Origin of the sequence: Psychroserpens sp. S379A (assembly GCF_049800755.1) — a bacterium.
Lineage (GTDB): Bacteria > Bacteroidota > Bacteroidia > Flavobacteriales > Flavobacteriaceae > Psychroserpens.
Genome location: NZ_JBNAFQ010000006.1, coordinates 171,586 through 192,610, shown reverse-complemented (window position 1 = coordinate 192,610; position 21,025 = coordinate 171,586). Strand labels below are relative to the sequence as shown.

18 protein-coding genes are annotated in these 21,025 nt (G+C 32.5%); 11 read left to right on the top strand and 7 right to left on the bottom strand.

Annotated elements, in window-relative coordinates; genetic code table 11:
• Positions 1-10: 10 nt before the first annotated feature.
• Positions 11-3,115 (bottom strand): SusC/RagA family TonB-linked outer membrane protein, encoded by a 3,105-nt coding sequence (locus tag ACP15M_RS13710; protein ID WP_425077774.1) that lies wholly within the window; start codon positions 3,113-3,115, stop codon positions 11-13.
• 202 nt (positions 3,116-3,317) lie between these two features.
• Here ACP15M_RS13710 and ACP15M_RS13705 point away from each other — a divergent pair, with 202 nt between their 5' ends.
• Genes ACP15M_RS13705 through ACP15M_RS13695 form a run of 3 tightly spaced genes read left to right on the top strand, consistent with a single transcriptional unit; the run spans position 3,318 to position 7,468 of the window.
• Entirely contained in the window at positions 3,318-3,920 is a 603-nt protein-coding gene (locus ACP15M_RS13705) for a ribonuclease HII (protein ID WP_425077773.1), read from the top strand.
• 29 nt (positions 3,921-3,949) lie between these two features.
• Positions 3,950-6,382, top strand: a complete 2,433-nt coding sequence (locus ACP15M_RS13700) for a ribonuclease HII (RefSeq protein WP_425077772.1) — start codon at positions 3,950-3,952, stop codon at positions 6,380-6,382.
• 36 nt (positions 6,383-6,418) lie between these two features.
• The gene (locus ACP15M_RS13695) at positions 6,419-7,468 is read left to right on the top strand and encodes a nucleoid-associated protein (protein ID WP_425077771.1); all 1,050 of its coding nucleotides are present in this window, start codon (positions 6,419-6,421) and stop codon (positions 7,466-7,468) included.
• Here the strand turns inward: ACP15M_RS13695 and lipB are convergent.
• Complete coding sequence (lipB, locus tag ACP15M_RS13690) at positions 7,465-8,166, bottom strand: lipoyl(octanoyl) transferase LipB (protein ID WP_425077770.1); 702 nt, start codon at positions 8,164-8,166, stop codon at positions 7,465-7,467. The two genes, ACP15M_RS13695 and lipB, sit on opposite strands and share 4 nt — an antisense overlap.
• 63 nt (positions 8,167-8,229) lie before the next feature.
• Positions 8,230-8,388 (bottom strand): YqaE/Pmp3 family membrane protein, encoded by a 159-nt coding sequence (locus tag ACP15M_RS13685; protein WP_081820754.1) that lies wholly within the window; start codon positions 8,386-8,388, stop codon positions 8,230-8,232.
• A gap of 120 nt (positions 8,389-8,508) precedes the next feature.
• Between ACP15M_RS13685 and ACP15M_RS13680 the strand changes: the two genes are divergently transcribed.
• The 7 genes from ACP15M_RS13680 to ACP15M_RS13650 all read left to right on the top strand — a co-directional run bounded on the left by ACP15M_RS13680 (position 8,509) and on the right by ACP15M_RS13650 (position 17,457).
• Positions 8,509-9,567, top strand: a complete 1,059-nt coding sequence (locus ACP15M_RS13680; protein WP_425077769.1) for a helix-turn-helix domain-containing protein — start codon at positions 8,509-8,511, stop codon at positions 9,565-9,567.
• Positions 9,568-9,677: 110 nt separating this feature from the next.
• The gene (locus tag ACP15M_RS13675; protein ID WP_425077768.1) at positions 9,678-10,133 is read left to right on the top strand and encodes a DUF1573 domain-containing protein; all 456 of its coding nucleotides are present in this window, start codon (positions 9,678-9,680) and stop codon (positions 10,131-10,133) included.
• Positions 10,134-10,138: 5 nt separating this feature from the next.
• Positions 10,139-11,026 (top strand): thioredoxin family protein, encoded by an 888-nt coding sequence (locus ACP15M_RS13670; RefSeq protein WP_425077767.1) that lies wholly within the window; start codon positions 10,139-10,141, stop codon positions 11,024-11,026.
• 103 nt (positions 11,027-11,129) lie between these two features.
• A complete protein-coding gene (gene lysS, locus ACP15M_RS13665) occupies positions 11,130-12,821 on the top strand; it encodes a lysine--tRNA ligase (RefSeq protein ID WP_425077766.1) in 1,692 nt (563 codons plus the stop codon).
• A gap of 123 nt (positions 12,822-12,944) precedes the next feature.
• Entirely contained in the window at positions 12,945-13,472 is a 528-nt protein-coding gene (locus ACP15M_RS13660) for a YceI family protein (RefSeq protein ID WP_425077765.1), read from the top strand.
• A gap of 106 nt (positions 13,473-13,578) precedes the next feature.
• Positions 13,579-14,829, top strand: a complete 1,251-nt coding sequence (locus tag ACP15M_RS13655; RefSeq protein ID WP_425077764.1) for a fibronectin type III domain-containing protein — start codon at positions 13,579-13,581, stop codon at positions 14,827-14,829.
• 135 nt (positions 14,830-14,964) lie between these two features.
• Positions 14,965-17,457, top strand: a complete 2,493-nt coding sequence (locus tag ACP15M_RS13650; protein WP_425077783.1) for a zinc-dependent metalloprotease — start codon at positions 14,965-14,967, stop codon at positions 17,455-17,457.
• Positions 17,458-17,508: 51 nt separating this feature from the next.
• Here the strand turns inward: ACP15M_RS13650 and ACP15M_RS13645 are convergent, their stop codons facing one another.
• Together ACP15M_RS13645 and ACP15M_RS13640 are read right to left on the bottom strand one after the other, a co-directional pair.
• Positions 17,509-18,333, bottom strand: a complete 825-nt coding sequence (locus tag ACP15M_RS13645; RefSeq protein WP_425077763.1) for an alpha/beta hydrolase — start codon at positions 18,331-18,333, stop codon at positions 17,509-17,511.
• Complete coding sequence (locus ACP15M_RS13640) at positions 18,293-19,171, bottom strand: alpha/beta hydrolase (RefSeq protein ID WP_425077762.1); 879 nt, start codon at positions 19,169-19,171, stop codon at positions 18,293-18,295. The genes ACP15M_RS13645 and ACP15M_RS13640 overlap by 41 nt, the downstream gene beginning before the upstream one ends.
• 75 nt (positions 19,172-19,246) lie before the next feature.
• Between ACP15M_RS13640 and ACP15M_RS13635 the strand changes: the two genes are divergently transcribed.
• A complete protein-coding gene (locus ACP15M_RS13635) occupies positions 19,247-19,888 on the top strand; it encodes an O-methyltransferase (protein WP_425077761.1) in 642 nt (213 codons plus the stop codon).
• A gap of 9 nt (positions 19,889-19,897) precedes the next feature.
• Here ACP15M_RS13635 and ACP15M_RS13630 read toward each other — a convergent pair whose 3' ends face one another.
• Positions 19,898-20,188 carry a twin-arginine translocase TatA/TatE family subunit gene (locus tag ACP15M_RS13630; protein ID WP_425077760.1) on the bottom strand — a complete coding sequence of 97 codons (291 nt, stop codon included), beginning with the start codon at positions 20,186-20,188 and terminating at the stop codon, positions 19,898-19,900.
• Positions 20,189-20,261: 73 nt separating this feature from the next.
• Positions 20,262-21,014 (bottom strand): carboxypeptidase-like regulatory domain-containing protein, encoded by a 753-nt coding sequence (locus ACP15M_RS13625; RefSeq protein WP_425077759.1) that lies wholly within the window; start codon positions 21,012-21,014, stop codon positions 20,262-20,264.
• Between the last annotated feature and the right edge of the window lie 11 nt (positions 21,015-21,025).

Here is a 21,025-nt window from a genome sequence, read left to right as displayed (position 1 = left end):
TTTTTTTTTATTAAAAGTCAATTGATATACCAAGTGTATAAATTCTTGGTGTAGGATATTGTCCTCTATTCGTAGTTCTAAATCCGTTCTCTGCATCCCATCCTCTAAATGATGTGAATGTTACTAAATTCTCACCTTGAGCAAACACTCTAAGACCAGTAATAGGCAGTCTTTCTAAGGTTCTCTTTGGCAAATTATACCCAAGAGTAAGGTTTCTTAATCTCAAGTAAGATGCATCTTCTAAATAACGATCTGTAGAATTTATATAATCAATTGCATTAAATGGTTGACCAACTCTAGGTATATCTGTAACATCTCCTGGGTTTTGCCAAGCATTTTGAACTGAAGTCACTCTGTTTGATCCATCATCAAGCACTTGAGTTTCTTCTAACTGAGCCAAATCTAAATTGTTCAAATATACATCAGCAACCCAATACCATTGTGTAGATAACTCCCAAGATTTGTATGATATATTAGTTCCAAATCCACCTGTCCAAACTGGCACAGCCACTTTATCTGTAAACCTTCTATCATCATCAGTAAACGTTTCTGAAAGCTGACCATTAGCTTTTACAAACAATGGGTTACCATTAGCTGGGTTAACACCTGCGTAAGGTACAACATAAAAAGAATTAAGTGGGTGTCCTTCAGCAATAATCGTAGATCCTCCACCAAATATTCTTCCAGTAGATGATGCAACTTCTTCAACCTCATTCTTATTATATCCAACATTAGCATTCACTGATATTCTCCAATCATCATTATCAATTATTCTATAGGTTAATTGTGCTTCAAAACCGCTATTTTTCATACTACCAATGTTATCATTAATACCACTAGCTCCATTAATTAACGATATATTTCTTCCCTGATACAAATCATCAGTAGTTTTTTGGTATACATCAAAAGTACCTGAAACCTTATTGTTCCATAACCCAAAATCAACACCAACGTTAGCTTGAGTAATAACCTCCCAACGCAAATCTACATTAGCAAATTGACTTACTGCAGTACCTGGAGATCCAGCATAAGCAGTTCCTTGAGCATAAAGTTCTCTAGTTAAACTAGCACCTCCATACACACCACCAGTAACTCTTTGATTACCTGCAGTACCATAAGATCCCCTCAACTTAAGTAAATTAAACGCAGTATTCTGCATAAAACTCTCTTGATCAATATTCCATCTAGCACCAACAGACCAAAAAGTACCCCATTGATTATCATCTGTAAATCTAAAAGAATTATCTCTCCTTATAGTTGCTGTTAAACCATATTTACCATTGTAATCATATTCTAAGTTTCCAAATACTGAAAACAATCCTGCTTCAGCTGTAGTATCAAATACAGTTGGTATATAAGGAAACTCTCCATTATCAATCACTCCATCTCCATTCAAATCCTCATACACATCTCCACCGATAAATGCAGCACCAGAACCAAGCAATCTAGGGTCGAGTCCAGATTGAATAAAACCATAGTTATCCAAGTGAGCTTTAAAATATTCAACATAACCTGTTAAATCTAAATTATGTTTGTCAGCAAACGTATTATTATAATTTAAGCTAGCAACTGTGTTAAACCTAAAATCTCTAGTCCAATCTTCATCCCATCGACCTCCAAATTGAGTATTAGCAGCTCCTGTAACTTGAAAAGGTCCGAGTATACTTTCTGGATGCAATAATTCGAAACGATTTTGAGAAGAGTAGTCAGCACCTAATTGTACAGCTGCTGTTAAATTTTTAGCAAAGTTATAACTCACATTAAAACCAGCTAACAATTTCAATTCCTCCTCTTGATCTGTATTCATACTAACTGAATTAAGCAAGATATATGGAACTGCTGAATTTTGATTAGCTGTAATGGCATTAATATCACCTGGAGCTATCCCGCCATCTCTAGTTATAGAACCATCAGGATCAAAAGCAGTTAAGTAAGGCAAACCACTCAAAGCAGCGGTAAATGGCGCAAAGAATATAGCATTACTACCAGAACCATCAATCTCATTAGTTTTCGAAAAACTCATTGAAAGATTTGCTCCATAATTAAGCTTTCCATTTTCACTATTCCCGCTAAAATTATTTCTAAAATTAAACCTCTTAAGGCTCGATTCTAGAAAAATACCTTCTTGGTCAAAATAACTCAAAGACGTAAAATTAGTAGAATTCTCTCCACCAGTTGAAATTGACAAATCATGAGAAGAAGTAGTTCCTCTTCTAAAGAAAATATCAGTCCAATATGTATCAACTTGATTAGCAATAGCAGATATTTGAGCATCACTCAAACCATTACCTCTACCAAAACTATATAACCTTTCTAATTCTAAAAGCTCTCTAGAATTCATCAAGTCTAAATTAGCATCTTGCAACTCAGTATAACCATACTGAGAATTATACCTAAACTTTAAGGCTTGATTCTTCTTACCTTTCTTTGTAGTTACAATAATAACTCCATTCGCACCTCTATTACCATAAATAGATGTCGCAGCAGCATCTTTTAGAACTGAAAAAGTTGCAATGTCATTAGGATTTATACTTCTAAAATTATCCTCATCAACAGGGATCCCATCAACCACAAGCAACGGCTCAATATTACCATTAATAGACCCAATACCCCTTAAGATAATTGTACTGTCCGCACCAGGTTGACCTGAGGGCGTAGCAATATTTAAACCTGCTGCCTGACCTTGTAAATTCTGAATAACAGACGCATTTGCTCTATCTTCAATATCTTCAGCACTAATTTGAACTAACGAAGAGGCACTTTTAACAAAATTAGAAGTACCATAAGCCACAACAACAACTTCTTCTAGCGCTGCAACATCTTCCTCCATATTCATATTAATTGTATTACTAGAGCCAACTTGAGCAGTTGTTTCTTTCATACCTAAAAAAGAGAACACTAAAACTTCTCCTTCACTTGCTTTGATAGAATAATTACCATCAAAATCTGTTTGAACTCCTCTTGAAGTTCCTTGCACAATTACATTTACACCAGGCAATGGCAAACCATCAGCTGAAGATGTAACTGTTCCTGTGATTGTCTTCTCCTGTGCAAAAGAAAATTGCATCACAAACGCCATAAATAGCGTCATTAACCATGTTAACTTTAATTTCATAAAACAATTATTTGAGTTAGTCTAGCGCAAACTTCTTAATAATATATTAAATAAACAAGTATTTATGCCAAAAAAATGTTAACAAGCTGACAATTAAAATGTTTATTAAATAATTGCACAATTAATAGGTTTACTGCCCTTTAGATGCATTTTTTTGTAAAAGGTTGCGTTAAAATTTTAACTTTGTCTAAACTTTAACTTTTTGAGTCTTTTAACCAACTTTTCAAAATTAAATTTAGAATGTGGAACAGACGAAGCAGGACGAGGCTGTTTGGCTGGACCTGTTACTGCTGCTGCTGTTATTTTGCCAGAAAATTTCAACAATACCATTTTAAACGATTCCAAATTACTTACAGAAAAAAAAAGAAATCTCCTAAAGCCTATAATAGAATGTAATGCCGTCACTTATTCTGTGCAACATGTTTTTGAAGACGAAATTGACAACATCAATATTTTAAATGCTTCAATTTTAGCAATGCACAAATCCATCACACAGCTCAACCCTCAACCTAACTTTATAATTGTTGACGGAAACAAATTCAAACCCTACCAATCAATACCACATCAAACCATTATAAAAGGCGACAGCAAATTTCTCTCTATAGCTGCAGCTTCAATTCTCGCCAAAACATACAGAGATTTATATATGGCTAAAATTCACGAAGAGTTCCCAATGTATAACTGGAAACAAAATAAAGGCTATCCAACTCAAGAACACAGAGAAGCAATTAAAAAATATGGTGTCACAAAATACCATAGAAAATCTTTTAGATTATTACCAGAACAATTAAAATTAGAACTCTAACTTTTTATATTTGTAAAAATCTTTTTTCAATGAAAAACACTTGGTTACTCATCGCTTTTTGTATACTGATTTTCAACTGTCAAAGCAACCCAAAAACAGCTTCAGATATTTTTAATTATATACCTAAAGATGCATCTGTAATTATCAAAACCAATTCCCTCGAAAGCTTAAAAAGCGGCATTTCTAATAATACTTTACTTCAAGAAGTACTTAACTATTCACAAATTCAAGATTTCAACAGCAAACTAAAACCTATATCTTTTCTAAAACCAGAAAACGAATGCTTTATCACCTTATCAAAAGACAAAAACGACAGTCTCGAAATTAGCTTCATTACAAACTATAAGAATTCTGTTTTTAAATTGGACTCCATTCCAAATTTAGTTTCTGAAACATTTACGTCAAACAATAATTCTATTTCAAAACACGACATAAACAATTCTATTTTCTATTCAACAATTAAAGACAGTATATTATTCGTTTCTAATCGACTTAAATTAGTTGAAGCTACTTTTATAAACAATACACTTAATCCTGAAGTAAAAAAACTGCTTCGTGTTTCAAATAAAGATAAATCCGTTTCAGTTTTACTCAATCTTAAGCAAAATAATTTTAAACCTCTACACTTTAAGAATTCTAAAATAAATGCAGCTCAAATTTCAAATTACATTCTTCTAGATGGTGATATTTCGCAAAATGACATTGCACTAAACGGAATCACTAAAGCTTTAGATTCTACCAAAAGCTTGATTAATAGTTTTAAACACACAATTCCTCAAGAAAATAAATTAGCATCTGTTATTCCATTTGATAGCGATTATTTTTTAAGCTTAACCTTCAATGATATTAAAACTTTTAAAGAGCAATTATCAAAACATAAAGCACTAGATAGCTTAACACAAGATTTGCAGTCGTTAGGAACTATTGTTGAAGCTGGCTATGTTGAAAAAAACAATAGCAAGGCTATTATTCTTAGATCTATTGACGCTTCAAATACTCAAGAGGAATTATCGCAAAATAATCATGCCACTTATAGATCTGTAAATATCTTTAATTGGGATAATACTGAAATGATACACACGCTGTTTTCGCCTTTTATTCCCGAAATAAAAACTGCTTACTACGCCAATATTGAAGACTTCTTTATTTTAACGGAAGAGATTGATTATTTAGAAACTATAATCTCAAATTTCCAAAACAATACTACACTAAGCGAATCCTCTAAGTTTCAAGACATGATGCTTCAACTGAGCGATGAAGCTTCGCTTTTTATATATGCAAATGAAAAAGACTTAAACTCCATTTTAAATCTAAATTTTAATGACGATAAAAACTTAAACTTAAGCGATTACAAGACCTCAGCGATACAATACATTTATGATACAGATTTCGCTCATGTAAATGCCATTTTTAAGACTCATAAATCTCGATCTAGAAACAACACTATAACCGAAGATTTAAACATCACACTTGATGCTAGCATTTTAAACAACCCTCAGTTAGTCAATAACCACACTAACAACCAAAAAGACATACTCGTTCAAGATGTCAACAACCATCTTTATCTAATCTCGAATCAAGGAAAAATATTTTGGAAAAAGAAAATTGACGGAAGAATTTTAGGTAAAATCGAACAGATTGACATGTACAAAAACGGACGACTACAATTAGCTTTTGCCACTTCAAAAAAAGTATATGTTTTAGACCGAAACGGGAAGAGCGTCTCTCCTTTTCCTATTAATTTCAATGACGAAATCACCCAGCCACTTTCGGTGTTTGATTACGACAAAAAGCGTAAATACAGACTACTTGTTACACAAGGCAAAAACATGTTAATGTATGACAAAAGAGGAAAAATGGTTAGTGGATTTAAATACAAGTCTGCAAAAAATAATATTTCAACCCAACCTAAACACTTTAGAGTAGGTCGAAAAGACTACATTGTTTTTGCTGACGGAAACACAATGGAAGTCTTAAATCGTGTTGGGAAACGAAGAGTAACCGTTAAAGAGACCATTGATTTTTCTAGCAACGATATCTTTCTTTACAAAAACAAATTCACTACTAGCAATTCTCAAGGCGAATTATTAGAAGTCAATCAAAATGGTCATGTAAATTACAAAAATTTAAATCTACCTGAAGAACATTTCATCACAACCACAAGCAAAACTCTTGTTGCTTTATCTGACAATAAACTGACGATAAAAACCAAAACTATTGATTTGGATTTTGGTGATTACACACCTCCAAAAATATTTTACATTAACGACAAAATATACGTTACTGTTACAGATCTACAAACAAAAAAAGCTTATTTATTTGATAGCCAAGCTAAGCCAATAAACAACTTTCCTGTGTATGGAAATTCATCAATTGAAATGGATGATATCGACAACGATAATGCTCTAGAAGTAATTGTAAAAGGCGACAACAATTCTATCATTATTTACGAAATAAATTAAACCAAATACTTCTCAAAATATTATTACAGTTAAAAAATGATTAAACGTACAAAAGCTTCAATTTCAAAATGCGTCCTTCATAAAGTTGGAAACAAATTTAATAGCACAAAAAATGCATTTTCTGAAAAAGAACTTGAGTTTGATGAGATGAGTTACGACCTTATTTTACCTTACTTATTGCGACCGTTTTCTAACTTAGCTGAGTCTTATCGATTTAATCATCACTCTAATATTGAACTTAATGAAATTAATAGTTATGCTTCAAAATTACTACTTGATGATTCAGATTTTATAGAGACTTCTAAGCATATTGTCATGCATTTATTTGAACAATCTAATTCTGCTCAAATTAAAACTGGAGACGTCATTGTTTGTGTGCTTCACGATTTACAATATGAAGATTACCTAACAGATGCTGTAGGCATTTTTAAAATTGAAAATAAAGCGCATTTTTTTCAAACCTATTTAGAGAATGGAAGCTACGATATCATCACTCAAAAAGGTATTGCTACAAAAAAAGTAGATAAAGGCTGTTTAATACTTAATGCCGCAGATGGAGAAGGTAAAATTGTATTAAGTGTAGATCATAATAATTATGATACGCAATACTGGATTAAGAGCTTTTTAAATGTTAAATATCCTGACGATTCTAACGAGCATACCAAAAACTATATTGAAATGTGTCGTGAGTTTTCAAAGGATGTGATGCAACCTCAATTTGGTGGACAAGAACAGAGTAATTTCTTAGCAAAAACGGTCGACTTTTTTAAGGAACATGACATCGTAAACATTGAAAGTTTTAAGGATGACGTCTTTGAAAAAGATGATGCTCTAGAACTCTTTGAAGACTACAAAAAAACTTACGAAAAAGACCACAACATCTTAATTAGAAATCAATTTGATGTTTCTGAAATTGTACTTAAAAAGCAAAAACAAAAAATTAAAACTGAAATCAAACTAGATACCAACATTCAAATTAAATTAGATGTTGATGCTCCAGATGCTTCAGCAGAATATTTAGAACGTGGTTATGACGACGATAAAAAAATGCACTATTACAAAGTGTTTTTTAATGAGGAAGGCTAGCTAACAAATTCAGCCTCAAAAAGCGTTTTAAAATGCTTTAGTAGCTTTTGCTTTACTTCATTCTCATCTACTTTATCGACACCTAATTCAACATTTAGAGAAGTTACCGCTTTACCTCTTATTCCGCAAGGAATTATATTATCAAAATAACCCAAATTAGCGTTGACATTAAGTGCAAAACCATGCATCGTTACCCAACGACTTGCCCGAACTCCCATGGCACAAATCTTACGAGCAAATGGTGTTCCAACATCTAACCAAACACCTGTTTCTCCAGGACTACGTTCAGATTTTAAACCATATTCTGCAAGTGTTAGAATAATCATTTCTTCTAAAAACCTCAAATATTTATGAATGTCTGTAAAGAAATTATCTAAATCTAATATTGGATAACCTACAATTTGCCCAGGACCATGGTAGGTGATATCTCCACCTCTATTAATCTTATAAAACGCAGCGCCTTTTTGAGTAAGTTGCTCTTCAGATAATAACAAATTTGAAATATCACCACTCTTTCCTAAAGTATATACATGAGGATGCTCTACAAACAAAAAATAATTATCAGTTTGTAAACTTAATGCTTCTCTTCGATTCTTGATTTTAGCATCTAAAATCCCTTTAAAGAGTTGCTCTTGATAATCCCAAGTGTCTTTAAAATCTTTAGTGCCTAAATCTTTAAGCTCAATAGTCTTATTCATAGATAGCAAAATTACGATATTTTATAAAATTCACTACTTATAAAATCTAAAGCAATAAGATGCTTATCGCTCAGGATTGTTTAAAATAACTAAGGCTGCAATGACTCCTGGAACCCAACCGCAAAGCCATAATAAAAATACTATAAGAATAGATCCGCAACCCTTTCCTATAACAGCTAAAGGCGGACAAACAATAGCGAGAAGTACTCTCCAGAAACTCATAATTAAAATTTTGATGATTGATGTTGTAACTGTGTGACGTACTATTTATTAATTTGTTACACAATGACAATTATATTAAATCACAGGTTCTATTAAAAGAAATTATAGTAGTTTAGTGCTGTGAGATATTACATTTTAATAGCAGGATTTATTTTCTTCGGAAACATCACTTTTGCACAACATCATTTTGATGGTTACATTGATAATGAACGCTGGCAAAGCGATGTGTATTTATCTGTTATTGAAGATTATCGAACACTTAACGGCATTAACGATGAGCAAATCATAACAAAAGTAGCATCAGACAGTTCTGGGTATTTTCAGTTTAATGGCAATCAGTTAGATACACAGCAAAAAATCTACAAATTGCATGTCGATAATTGCGACACTTATAATCAAAGCAGCAATCATTTTGATGGTCATTGTGCAGACAGCAGAGATATTCTCTTTATTGCAAAAAGCACAGATAGCATTTCATTTCCATTATCTTTTGAAGCACAAATGTTTTGCGATATTATCTCTAATAATCCAAAAACAGCAGCCTTCATTAAAATTGATTCGTTAAAAGAAGAAATGAAGTATGCATATTCTGAATTTAGAAGTAAAGCCAATCGAGAATTAAATAACAAAAAGTGGTTTAAAACTTTACAGAATTATGGCGAAAGTTTAAACGAACCTTTAGCCGAATTATATATCTACGCATTTTTATCTGAAAGAAGTAATCAATTTCACAACTATTATTTAGACGATTTAAAAACCAATTCTTATTACGACAAATTGCTTAAAAGACTTAAAAATGAATACCCAAATGCTAGTTACACAAAACAATATGAAGCCGAATTGACTTCAGATAAGTTTATAGCATCACCTGATAAGATCAATTCAAATTTTAATTGGACTTATATTTTATCAGGACTTCTTTTTTTGTCATTATCATTGAATTTTTGGCTAGTGTTTTCAGCTAAAAAAAGAAAACAGAAACAACATACTGAAGCTAAAGAGCAGTTGACTAAACAAGAGCAGAATGTTTTAGATCTTTTGCTTAAAAACAATTCTAACAAAGACATTGCAGAAACACTTTTTGTAAGTGTAAGCACAGTAAAAACTCACGTAAATAACGTTTACAAGAAATTAAATGTTAATTCTAGAGATGAATTAAAGTCGCTGTTTAACAGCTAGTTACAAAATTCAACCTAGGTACTAGTACTCTTTTCCAACCCTAAATAATCCTTGTTTTTTATTTCAAATCTTGATGTTTGTGATTGTATTAATCAAAAAAACAAACAGATATGACACATCAAGCATTCCTTAAGAAAAGAACCCAAATCAACCAACTTATCTCATCTACAATCTTCTTTTTTGTACTGTTATTTAGTTGCTCAAACGAGGCTCAAAACTTAGATTCTAAAAATGATCTAGGTGTCTTCCATTTTGAAGAAGAAGTTATCGATTATGGCAACATTGCACAAAATGACAATGGTTTAAGAACCTTCAAATTCACAAATAGAGGTCGCGCTCCAATTGTAATTTCAAAAGTAAAAACCACATGTGGCTGCACAGTTCCAACTTATCCTAAACAAGCGATCCTACCTGGAGAAACAGCTTCAATAGACATTAAATATGCAACAAATCGAGTTGGTTCATTCTCAAAAACAATTACAGTAATATCTAATGCAGACGAGCCTCAAAAAAAACTTAGAATTAAAGGCAATGTGATTGCAAAACCTAAATCATCTATAAACTAAGACCGATGAAAAACTATATTTTATTAATTGTAGCAACATTACTCTCAAGTATTATTTATACTCAAGACATCAACAGAGAAATTAGTATTGATAACGAAACACCTTTTTTACTCGGAAAAATCAACAAAGAAGGTTTAACTTCAGAACATTATAACGATTGGTTTTCAAAATATTACAACGATTATGAACTGAATACAACTCTTATTGAAGCCATAAAATCTAAACTAAGCGAATATCAAATCATACTATTCATGGGAACCTGGTGTGGAGATAGCAAAAAAGAAGTGCCTCGATTTTATAAAATCTTAGAAGCTTGCAATTTTCCCGAAGACCAGCTGACTGTTATTGCGTTAAACCGAAAATCTGATATGTATAAACAAAGTCCAAATCACTATGAAGCTGGTTTAAATATTCATCGTGTACCAACGTTTATATTTTACAAAAACAGGAAAGAAGTCAATCGTATTGTGGAGCATCCAGTCGAAACTTTAGAAGATGACATTCTGAATATTATAACCACAAACAATTATAAATCTAATTATCAAATTGTAGCTAAAGTGAATCATATTCTAAAGAATGAAGGTTTAAACGGACTAAAAAAACAACGCAGAAAACTGATAAAATCCTTTACAGGAAAAGTGACCAGTATGTCCGAACTAAACACTTATGCACGTACGCTATACTCAACAAATAGATTTAGTGAAGCTATAGAAGTTTGCGATATAAACGCCAAGTTATTTCCAAATAGTTCAAGAGTATATGATAGTTTATCTATTGTTTTAGATGCTGACGGACAAACAGATAATGCTATAAAAGTTCTTGAAAAGGCGATTAAAAAATTTCCAGAAAATGAAGATCTTAAAGATAATTTGAAAGAATTAAAAACAAGATAAACCAACAACTTAATCAAAAGACCATTAGGATTTATAATCCTATTGGTTTTTTTGTAAATATTCTTGTAAATAATGTAATTTTGCACCTCAAATTACATTTAGCATGCAGCTTTCAGAACAAGAAATCGTACGTCGCGATAAACTCGCAAAATTAAGAGCCCTAGGAATCAACCCTTATCCTGCAGATTTATTTGCTGTAGATCATACCACTAAACAGGTTAAGGACACTTTTAAAGAAAGTAAAAAGGTTACTATTGCTGGTCGATTAATGTCTCGTCGTATTCAAGGAAGTGCAAGTTTTGCCGAACTACAAGATAGTGCTGGTAGAATACAAGTGTATTTCAACAGAGATGAAATTTGTTCAGGAGACGATAAAAGCAAATACAACGATGTTTACAAAAAGTTGTTAGATATTGGTGATTTTATTGGTATCGAAGGCGAATTATTCACCACTAAAGTTGGTGAAAAAACTGTAATGGTAAAAGATTTCACACTATTGAGTAAATCTTTAAAACCATTACCACTACCAAAAACCGATAGCGAAGGCAATACCTTTGATGAATTTAACGATCCTGAGTTACGTTACAGACAGCGTTATGCAGACTTAGTTGTAAATCCGCATGTAAAAGATGTCTTTGTAAAACGTACGAAGCTATTTAATGCTATGCGTTCATTTTTTAATGATGCTGGTTATTTTGAAGTAGAAACTCCAATCTTACAACCTATTCCAGGAGGAGCAGCAGCACGACCATTCGTTACACATCACAATAGCTTAGACATTCCGTTATACATGAGAATTGCTAACGAATTGTATCTAAAACGACTAATTGTTGGTGGATTTGATGGTGTGTATGAGTTCTCTAAAAACTTTAGAAATGAAGGTATGGACAGAACACATAATCCTGAGTTTACAGCGATGGAAATTTATGTGTCGTACAAAGATTACAACTGGATGATGGATTTTTGTGAACGCTTATTAGAACATTGTGCAATAGCTGTTAATGGAACTACTGAAGCTACATTTGGCGAGCATAAAATTAACTTTAAAGCGCCTTATGCTAGAGTCACAATGGCAGATTCTATTAAACATTTTACAGGTTTTGATATCACTGGGAAATCTGAAGCTGAAATTCGTCAAGCAGCTAAAGACATGGGAATTGAAGTTGATGACACTATGGGTAAAGGAAAGCTTATTGACGAAATTTTTGGTGAAAAATGCGAAGGTAATTACATTCAACCAACGTTTATAACCGACTATCCAAAAGAAATGAGTCCATTGTGTAAAGAACATCGTGATAATCCAGAATTGACAGAGCGTTTTGAGCTGATGGTCTGCGGAAAAGAGATTGCAAATGCTTATTCAGAATTGAATGATCCTATCGATCAACGCGAACGTTTTGAACATCAACTAAAGCTCGCCGAAAAAGGTGATGATGAAGCTACCGAGTTTATTGATTATGATTTTCTTCGTGCTTTAGAATATGGCATGCCTCCTACTTCAGGTATGGGAATTGGAATGGACAGGTTAACCATGTTTTTAACTAACAATCAATCTATTCAAGAAGTCTTATTCTTTCCTCAAATGCGTCCAGAAAAGAAACAAGTTGAAATGACTGAAGAAGAAAAAAGTGTTTTCGAAGTACTAAAATCTAATTCACCAATAGATTTAGTTAGTTTAAAATCACAATCTGGATTGAGCAATAAAAAATGGGATAAAACCATTAAAGGCTTAACAGGAAAAAAAGTAGTAAAAGTCACTAAAAATGATGATGGTTTATTTGTAGAAATGATGTGATTATTTAGCTAAAACTTTAAAAAACAGATTAAGGAGTTACAACATTGTAGTTCCTTTTTTTTGCTATCTATTGAAATAATCACGAACTTTCTACGACTATCATTACAACAAAAAAATAATCTCATGAAAAAATTAGCACTTTTACTTACAGTTTTCTTTGTAGCAAGTATTTCAACTTTACAATCACAAACCATAAACGAGTCTAAGTCTAAAGTAAAATTCCATATTACTGGAGGAGGTTTTTTTAAAGTAAAAGGTACGTTTACAGGAATGAAAGGCGATTTTAACTTTGATGCTTCAGCATTAAAAGATGCAAATTTTAATATCTGCATAGATGCTTCAACCGTAAATACAAAAAATAAAAAACGAGATGCACACTTAAAAGATCCCGATTTTTTTGATGTGGTACAATATCCTAACATCTGCTTTAAATCTTCTTCTGTTTCTAAAACTAATGAAGGTTATATCGTAAAAGGGAAATTAACCATTCTTGAAGTAACTAAAGATGTTGAAATTCCTTTTACATTTAATAATAAAACCTTTACAGGAAGCCTTATCGTAAATCGGTTTGATTATAACTTAGGTAAAGATTTTGGAACCTTTCGTGTTGGCAAAGAAGCAACCATTACAATTATTTGTGAAGTCAATTAATTAAACATTTCATCTGTTATTTTTTCTATTTAACTAATTAATAGCCTATTTCTTATTAAGTTAATATCATTTTTACTATTTTCACGACTGCTTTAAATCATTGTTCATGAAAAAATTAGTAATTATTTTATTAGCCTTATTTGTTGTTGCGTGTAATAATGATGACGACTCTGTTGTTGACACATGTGACAAAGCAACAAATACGCAAGCAAACAACATTACAACAACCTCTGCAACACTAACTTGGAGTGATTCTAATGCTGCTGGTTCTTATATAATAGAATATGGAGTTTCTGGATTTGCTTTAGGTTCTGGCACAACTTTAACTGAGACTACTACTTCGGTAGAAATAGAAAGTTTATTACCTCAAACCACGTATGATGTTTACATACAAGTTGTTTGTAGTGCTGATAATCTAAGTATGTATTCAGATGTCTTCAGTTTTACTACTGCAACATTGCCTGTCATTCCAGAGCTAAGACCAACGCTTTCCGAATTAAATTTATTCTCTGGAGCTTTAGGAGATTTAAATCCGAGCTCAAAAACTTTTGAATATGATTTAAACACAAAACTATTTACAGACTATGCTAGTAAGCAACGTTTAATAGCTTTACCAGAAGGAGAAACAATGACTTACACTGGTGACGGATTGCCTTTATTTCCTGACAATACAGTGATTGCCAAAACCTTTTATTACAATAATAACGAAACCGATTTATCTCAAGGAAAAAATATTATTGAAACAAGAATACTATTAAAAACAAATGGTGTTTGGGAACTTGGAAACTACAAATGGAATGACGCTCAAACTGAAGCTACACTTGATACAGATGGCGCAGTTGTTCCTGTAACATGGATAAATACTAATGGAGAATCCCAAAGTGTTGACTATAAAATCCCATCAAATACAGACTGTTTTACTTGCCATAGTAACAACTCTCAAGTTGCAGTAATTGGTCCAAAATTAAGAACATTAAATTTTAATGTTAATGGTTCCAACCAATTACAAGCTCTTATAGATAACAATATGCTTGAAGGCTTAACAGATCCGAATACTGTAAGTGTTTTACCTAATTGGGAAGACGAAAGTTTAGGTCTAGAAAGAAGAGCTAGAGCCTATATAGATATCAATTGTGCGCATTGTCATATTGAAGGTGGTTTTTGTGCAGAACAATCTAACTTAAGACTAGCTTATGAAACACCTTACGAAGAATCTAATATTTATCAAAAAAGAAATAGTATTGAAGCTAGAATTCAAAATAACATTCCAGAATATGGAATGCCTTTAATTGGAACAACCATTATTCATGATGAAGGTGTCGCTTTATTACTAGATTATTTAAGTTCTTTAGAATAAAACAACACAAATAAACATGAAAAAAAGTCACTTAAACAGTGGCTTTTTTTTCGTTAAAAAAGTATTAAAAACACCTCATGGCTTAACAACTAGGCTAAGATTTAGTATTTTCACGTACTAATTTAAAATTCAACCATTTTGAAACATCTTTCCTATAAACTATTAGCACTAGTTTCGGTTTTTTTTGTTGTATCGTGCTCATCAACAAAAGAAGCCAGTAAATCTAAAAAAGGAGCTCCTATTGCAGCTAAAAAGCCTGCTAAAAAACCTGGCAAAAATGACATAAAACCTTTTAGTAAAGTCATTACAAAAGATGCCAAAAGTGACGAAGGGTTATTTACTGTACATACTTTAGACGACAAATTCTTTTACGAAATTCCAGACTCACTTTTTGAGCGAGAAATGTTAATGGTAACACGTATCGCTAAAACCGCAAGTGGTTTAGGTTTTGGTGGCGGAAAACAAAACGAACAAGTCTTGCGTTGGCAAAGAAAAGACAAAAAAGTTGTCTTACGTGTTGTCTCTTATAATGTTTTTGCAGCAGATTCTTTACCTGTACATGAAGCTGTAAAAAATTCAAACTTTGAACCTGTATTATATACATTTCCTATAAAAGCTATCGGAAAAGACTCTACAAGTACTGTTATAGATGTTACTCCTCTATTTGAGAAAGATGTTAAATCATTAGGATTACCTAACTTTAGAAGACGACCTTATAAAGTCACTCGTTTAGAAAGTAATAAATCATTTATTGAAAGCGTAAAAAGTTATCCAAGAAATATTGAAGCTAGACATGTAAAAACCTATGCTGCTGGTGCTCCTCCATCAAATTCAAGTACAGGAAGCATTTCTATTGAAATCAATAACTCAATGATTTTACTTCCAGAAAACCCAATGAAGCGTCGTTACTTCGATGAACGAGTTGGTTGGTTTACAAGTAGTCAAACAGATTATGGTCAAGAAGATCAAAAAAGTAAAACACTTGAATATTTAGACCGTTGGAGACTAGAAGTTAGAGATGAAGACATCGAAAAATTTAAACGTGGCGAATTGGTTGTCCCTAAAAAACAAATTGTGTACTACATTGACAGAGCTACACCTAAAAAATGGCGCAAATACATCAAGCAAGGTGTTGAAGATTGGCAAGTAGCTTTTGAAGCAGCTGGATTTAAAGACGCAATCATCGCAAAAGATCCACCAACTATTGAAGAAGATCCAGAGTGGACTCCAGAAGACGTACGTTATTCTGTAGTACGTTATTTAGCATCTCCTATACCAAATGCAAATGGTCCTCACGTTAGTGATCCTAGAACTGGTGAAATTCTTGAGAGCGATATCAATTGGTACCACAATGTAATGTCTTTATTACGTGGTTGGTTCTTTGTACAAACAGCAGCTATCAATCCTGATGCTCAAGGTGCTCAATTTAAAGATGAAGTTATGGGACGATTAATTCGTTTTGTTTCTGCGCACGAAGTTGGACATACCTTAGGCTTACCTCATAACATGGGAAGTAGTGTTGCCTACAAAGTTGAAGATCTAAGAAGCGCTGAGTTTACACAAAAAAATGGAACAGCACCTTCAATTATGGATTATGCTCGTTTTAATTATGTGGCACAACCAGGCGACGAAGGCGTAGCTTTAATGCCAAATATTGGTATCTACGATAAGTATGCTATTTCTTGGGGTTATAGACCTATTTTAGACACATCTGCTGAAGAAGAAAAACCTATTTTAAATCAGTGGATTATGAAACATGCAGGAGATCCAATGTATAGATTTGGTCATCAGCAAGTTGGAGACATTCACGATCCTAGTTCTCAAACTGAAGATTTAGGTGATGATGCTATGCTTGCGAGTGATTATGGAATTAAAAACCTTAAGCGTATTGTTCCTAATTTGATTGAATGGACTACTGAAGCTGGTGAAGATTATGACGACTTACAAGAAATGTATGGTCATGTTTTGTCTCAGTTTAGACGTTATATGGGACATGTTTCTAATAATATTGGTGGTGTTTACGAACACTATAAAGCTGCCGATCAACCAGGTGCTGTCTATACTCCAGTTCCTAAAGACCATCAAAAGCGTGCCATGAAGTTTATTCAAGAGAATTTATTTGACACACCAGATTGGTTGATTGATAAAACCATTTTTGATCGAATTGAATATTCTGGTTCTGTAGATCGTGTTAGAAGTTTACAAGTTAGAACACTAAATAATATCATGAGCTTAGGGAAAATGCAACGTTTAACCGAAGCTGAAACTCATAATGGCAGTGATGCTTATAAGCTTTTAGATATGATGAGAGATTTACGTCGAGGCATTTGGAGTGAGTTACGTACAGGAAAGCGTATTGATACTTATAGACGTAATTTACAACGTGCTCATATTGATCGATTAGGATATTTAATGACTGCTAAAAACCAAAGTGGTAGAACATTTACACCTTATATTAAAGCAACTGCAGTAAATACAAGTCAGTCTGATATTAGAGCTGTTGTTAGAGCTGAATTAAAGTCGCTTCGTAGTCAATTACGTGCTGCACGTGGAGCTGACACTATGAGCCGAATTCATATTGCTGATGCTCTAGAACGAATCGATGCTATATTAAATCCGAATGGATAATACATTAAATTATGTATATAAAAAAAGCTTCAGAATATTCTGAAGCTTTTTTTATTCTAAAATTGAAATGATTCCTGCTTTATACTTCTCAAAACTTATCAAATTATTATGTTCTCCTCCTTCAATGGTAATAAAATTGGTTTGTTTTTCTGGTGCAGCAGATTTTAATTTTTGAGCAGAACTGTAAGGAATCACAGTATCTTCTGTACCATGAAACATTGTAATCGGACAGCTTACTGAGGTAATAAATTCATTAGAAGGAAACTTATATTTTAGCAATGCTGTAACAGGAAGTATTGGAAATCGTTGTTTCGCTACATCAAGGATACTGTAGTATGGAGTTTCTAAAATAAGTTGTCTTGGTTGATGCTTTGAAGCTAAATAAGTCGCAATTCCTGTTCCTAAAGAGCGACCATATAAAACGATATCTTCTTCAGTATAGTATTGTAATAAATAATTATAACAATACTCTGCGTCATCATAAAACCCTTGCTCATTCAACTTTCCTGTACTCTTTCCGTAGGTTCTATAATCCATAATAAGCACATCGTAATTGAGCGATACAAAATGCTCACCAATAATTCCCCAACGACTTAAATCGCCTGCATTTCCGTGAAAATATAAAATAACACCTTTAGGGTTTTCAGTTTTAAAATGAATCGCATTAATAGAAACATTTGCTTCAGTTTCAAAAAACAATTCTTCAAAAGGATATCTAAACTCATATTGATAATCTTGAGCTAAAGTTGTTGGCAGAAACAAAATCTTTTCTTGAAAAAAATACAATGAAGCTCCAATCATAACATAGAGAATTAAAAGAATTTTAAAAGCTCTTTTAAGCCTTTTTCTTATTGGGTTTTGACGAGTGAATGACATTAATACTTGTGGTTTTTAAATCTATAGGTTTTGGTTCTTTATTAATAATATCATCTAACATGCTGTGGTACGATTCAAAATTATTTAAATTTTTGTGTCCTCCACCAATAATTGTATGCAGCTTTGTAAGTTTTGGGTTCACTTGAGATAACTTTACACTAGTTTTATACGGAATTAATTTATCATGTGTACCATGAATGATATGAATAGGACACTGCACATATTTTAACCATTTGTAGGTTGGTAAAGGGTATTTCATGAGTAACGACAATGGCATAAAAGGTGCATAACGTGCTGTAACCTTTGTTAAACTGTAATAAGGTGCATCGAGAATAAGCATTTTAGGATGGTTCATAGACGCCAACTTTGCTGCAAAACCAGAACCTAAAGATCTTCCATAAAGAATGATATTATTTTCTGAAGTCAATTCTTTCAGCTTGTTATAAACCAATTGCAAATCGCGTTTAATGGCCTTTTGAGAGCGTCTGCCTGTACTTTTTCCGAAGCCTCTATAATCTACCATCAACACATTATAACCATGTCTTGTGAAGTCTACAGCAAACTTTCCCCAACCTTTTATGCTTTTTGAATTTCCTTTAAGATACAATACCACACCTTTACTTTCTCCTTTCGGAAAAAATCGAAGTCCGTTAATCACTGCTCCATCTCTAGTTTCTAAATTATATTCTTTGGTATCTTGATTGTCGTAGTCAAATTGAAAATCTTTAGGAAGCTTCTCAGGTTTAAATAACATATAATCCTGCAAATAGTATAAAGCTACACTAATTGCGATGTAAATAATTAAAACAGTAAAAGCTATAGACAACCAATATGACATACTGAAGGTTTTAAGCACATACAAGATAGGAAATTAATTAAGAATCGTTTTCTTTGTATTTCAATTAAAGACGCGATGTATTTTTTACCCGAAAAATTAGATGACTATGTTGTAGCACATTCTCAAGAAGAACCAGAATTACTGCAACAACTTACTCGAGAAACTTATCAAAAAATTTTACAACCTATCATGCTTAGCGGACCTTATCAAGGTCGAGTATTAAGCATGATTTCTAAATTAAAATCGCCAAAAACCATTTTAGAATTAGGCACCTTTACGGGTTATGCAACCTTATGCTTAGCTGAAGGCTTACAAAATGATGGCATCATTGACACAATTGATATTAACGAAGAGTTGATTGATTTTCAGCGTAAATACTTTGACAAATCAAAATATGGAACACAAATACATCAACATTTAGGAAGTGCTTTAGATATTATTCCAACCTTAAAAAACACTTATGATTTGGTATTTATTGATGCTGACAAACCTAACTATTCTAACTATTTTAATTTAGTGATAGACAAAGTAAATTCTGGTGGCATTATCTTATCAGACAATGTACTTTGGCATGGAAAAGTTGTGGAACCACTTAACGATAAAGACCATTCAACAAAAGCTGTATTAGAGTTTAACACACTTTTAAAAGAAGATCATCGTATTGAAACTGTATTATTACCCATTAGAGATGGCTTAACAGTGAGCAGAAAAAAATAAGCAGAAATATTATCGTTCTCTTTTTATAGAACCTGAAAAATCTTCAATTTCGTCTCTTACCTTAGTAATTTCTTCTTTAATGTCTTGAGTGACATTAGTTTCAAGCTTTTGACTTTCGATAGATGATTTCTTTATTTCAGATTTAACTTCGTTTGAAGCATCTCTTAAGCTTCGCATTCCTTTTCCTAAGCCTTTAGCTACTTCAGGAATTTTATCTGCACCAAAGACCATTACAGCGATCACGAGTATGAACATGACCTCTGGAGTTCCGATAAATAAAAATGTTGCTAATAGATTCACATTGCAAATATACTAAGATGTTTCGATTGGTGTGAAATTGATAGTTAAATTATTTTTCAAAATGTTTCACATTCTAATCATCATCACTTTCAACTTGAGTATTAAATGCCAATAGTTTATCAATTAAAAATTCAAAAATCTTGATATCACTTTCTAATTTGCATAGCTCTAAAAATTTTGGATCTTCTGAAGCATAATAAAAGAACTCTGCTTTAAGTTCTTCTTTTAACTCTATATGTCCAAAAAGCTCATCAGACAATTCAGCCATAGCTATTTTCATGCAAGTATCTTGTTCTTCTAATCTTACTATGTGTTTTAATTTCTTGGTTCGTCCAGAGATTCTATTCAAAATTTTATGAATATTAATCGACGCAATCAACCCATAGTAATACACAAACTTACCAGCATCTGCATCATGTAAGCGTCGTTCTTTTTGGGTTTTTGGTGTTCCTGTATAGCCAGGAATGCCAACATCATAAAAGTTGATGTTTGGTTTGGCATCACTGTTTTCAATATCAGATCTCAAATCGCCTGTAAGCACTTTTCCAACGACAACTTCATCGAGTTCATTTACTCTATCTTCTAGCTTAATTGTTACAAACCCTGATGCAATTAAATCTTGAGATACAATTATGGTTTTTGGGATGTACTGAACACTAGATACTAAAATGGTATCATTACTTTTTGTAGTAATTGTAAAAGCACCTTTATTATTTGTAACTGTATATTCTTCGGCAGAAATGTTTAATATATGAATGCCTTCTAACTCTGCATTAGCTTCAATTTGTCCTTTTAAATTAATCGTTTGAGATATGCCTAAAAACATATTCGCACAAA

What these genes read in the sequence shown, in the direction of transcription:
- ACP15M_RS13695 (WP_425077771.1), top strand. Translation starts at nt 6,419, where the DNA reads ATGATTAAACGTACAAAAGCTTCAATTTCAAAATGCGTCCTTCATAAA.
- ACP15M_RS13675 (WP_425077768.1), top strand. Translation starts at nt 9,678, where the DNA reads ATGACACATCAAGCATTCCTTAAGAAAAGAACCCAAATCAACCAACTT.
- ACP15M_RS13700 (WP_425077772.1), top strand. Translation starts at nt 3,950, where the DNA reads ATGAAAAACACTTGGTTACTCATCGCTTTTTGTATACTGATTTTCAAC.
- ACP15M_RS13640 (WP_425077762.1), bottom strand. Translation starts at nt 19,171, where the DNA reads ATGTCATATTGGTTGTCTATAGCTTTTACTGTTTTAATTATTTACATC.
- ACP15M_RS13645 (WP_425077763.1), bottom strand. Translation starts at nt 18,333, where the DNA reads ATGTCATTCACTCGTCAAAACCCAATAAGAAAAAGGCTTAAAAGAGCT.
- ACP15M_RS13635 (WP_425077761.1), top strand. Translation starts at nt 19,247, where the DNA reads ATGTATTTTTTACCCGAAAAATTAGATGACTATGTTGTAGCACATTCT.
- lysS (WP_425077766.1), top strand. Translation starts at nt 11,130, where the DNA reads ATGCAGCTTTCAGAACAAGAAATCGTACGTCGCGATAAACTCGCAAAA.
- ACP15M_RS13685 (WP_081820754.1), bottom strand. Translation starts at nt 8,388, where the DNA reads ATGAGTTTCTGGAGAGTACTTCTCGCTATTGTTTGTCCGCCTTTAGCT.
- ACP15M_RS13670 (WP_425077767.1), top strand. Translation starts at nt 10,139, where the DNA reads ATGAAAAACTATATTTTATTAATTGTAGCAACATTACTCTCAAGTATT.
- lipB (WP_425077770.1), bottom strand. Translation starts at nt 8,166, where the DNA reads ATGAATAAGACTATTGAGCTTAAAGATTTAGGCACTAAAGATTTTAAA.
- ACP15M_RS13660 (WP_425077765.1), top strand. Translation starts at nt 12,945, where the DNA reads ATGAAAAAATTAGCACTTTTACTTACAGTTTTCTTTGTAGCAAGTATT.
- ACP15M_RS13655 (WP_425077764.1), top strand. Translation starts at nt 13,579, where the DNA reads ATGAAAAAATTAGTAATTATTTTATTAGCCTTATTTGTTGTTGCGTGT.
- ACP15M_RS13710 (WP_425077774.1), bottom strand. Translation starts at nt 3,115, where the DNA reads ATGAAATTAAAGTTAACATGGTTAATGACGCTATTTATGGCGTTTGTG.
- ACP15M_RS13625 (WP_425077759.1), bottom strand. Translation starts at nt 21,014, where the DNA reads ATGTTTTTAGGCATATCTCAAACGATTAATTTAAAAGGACAAATTGAA.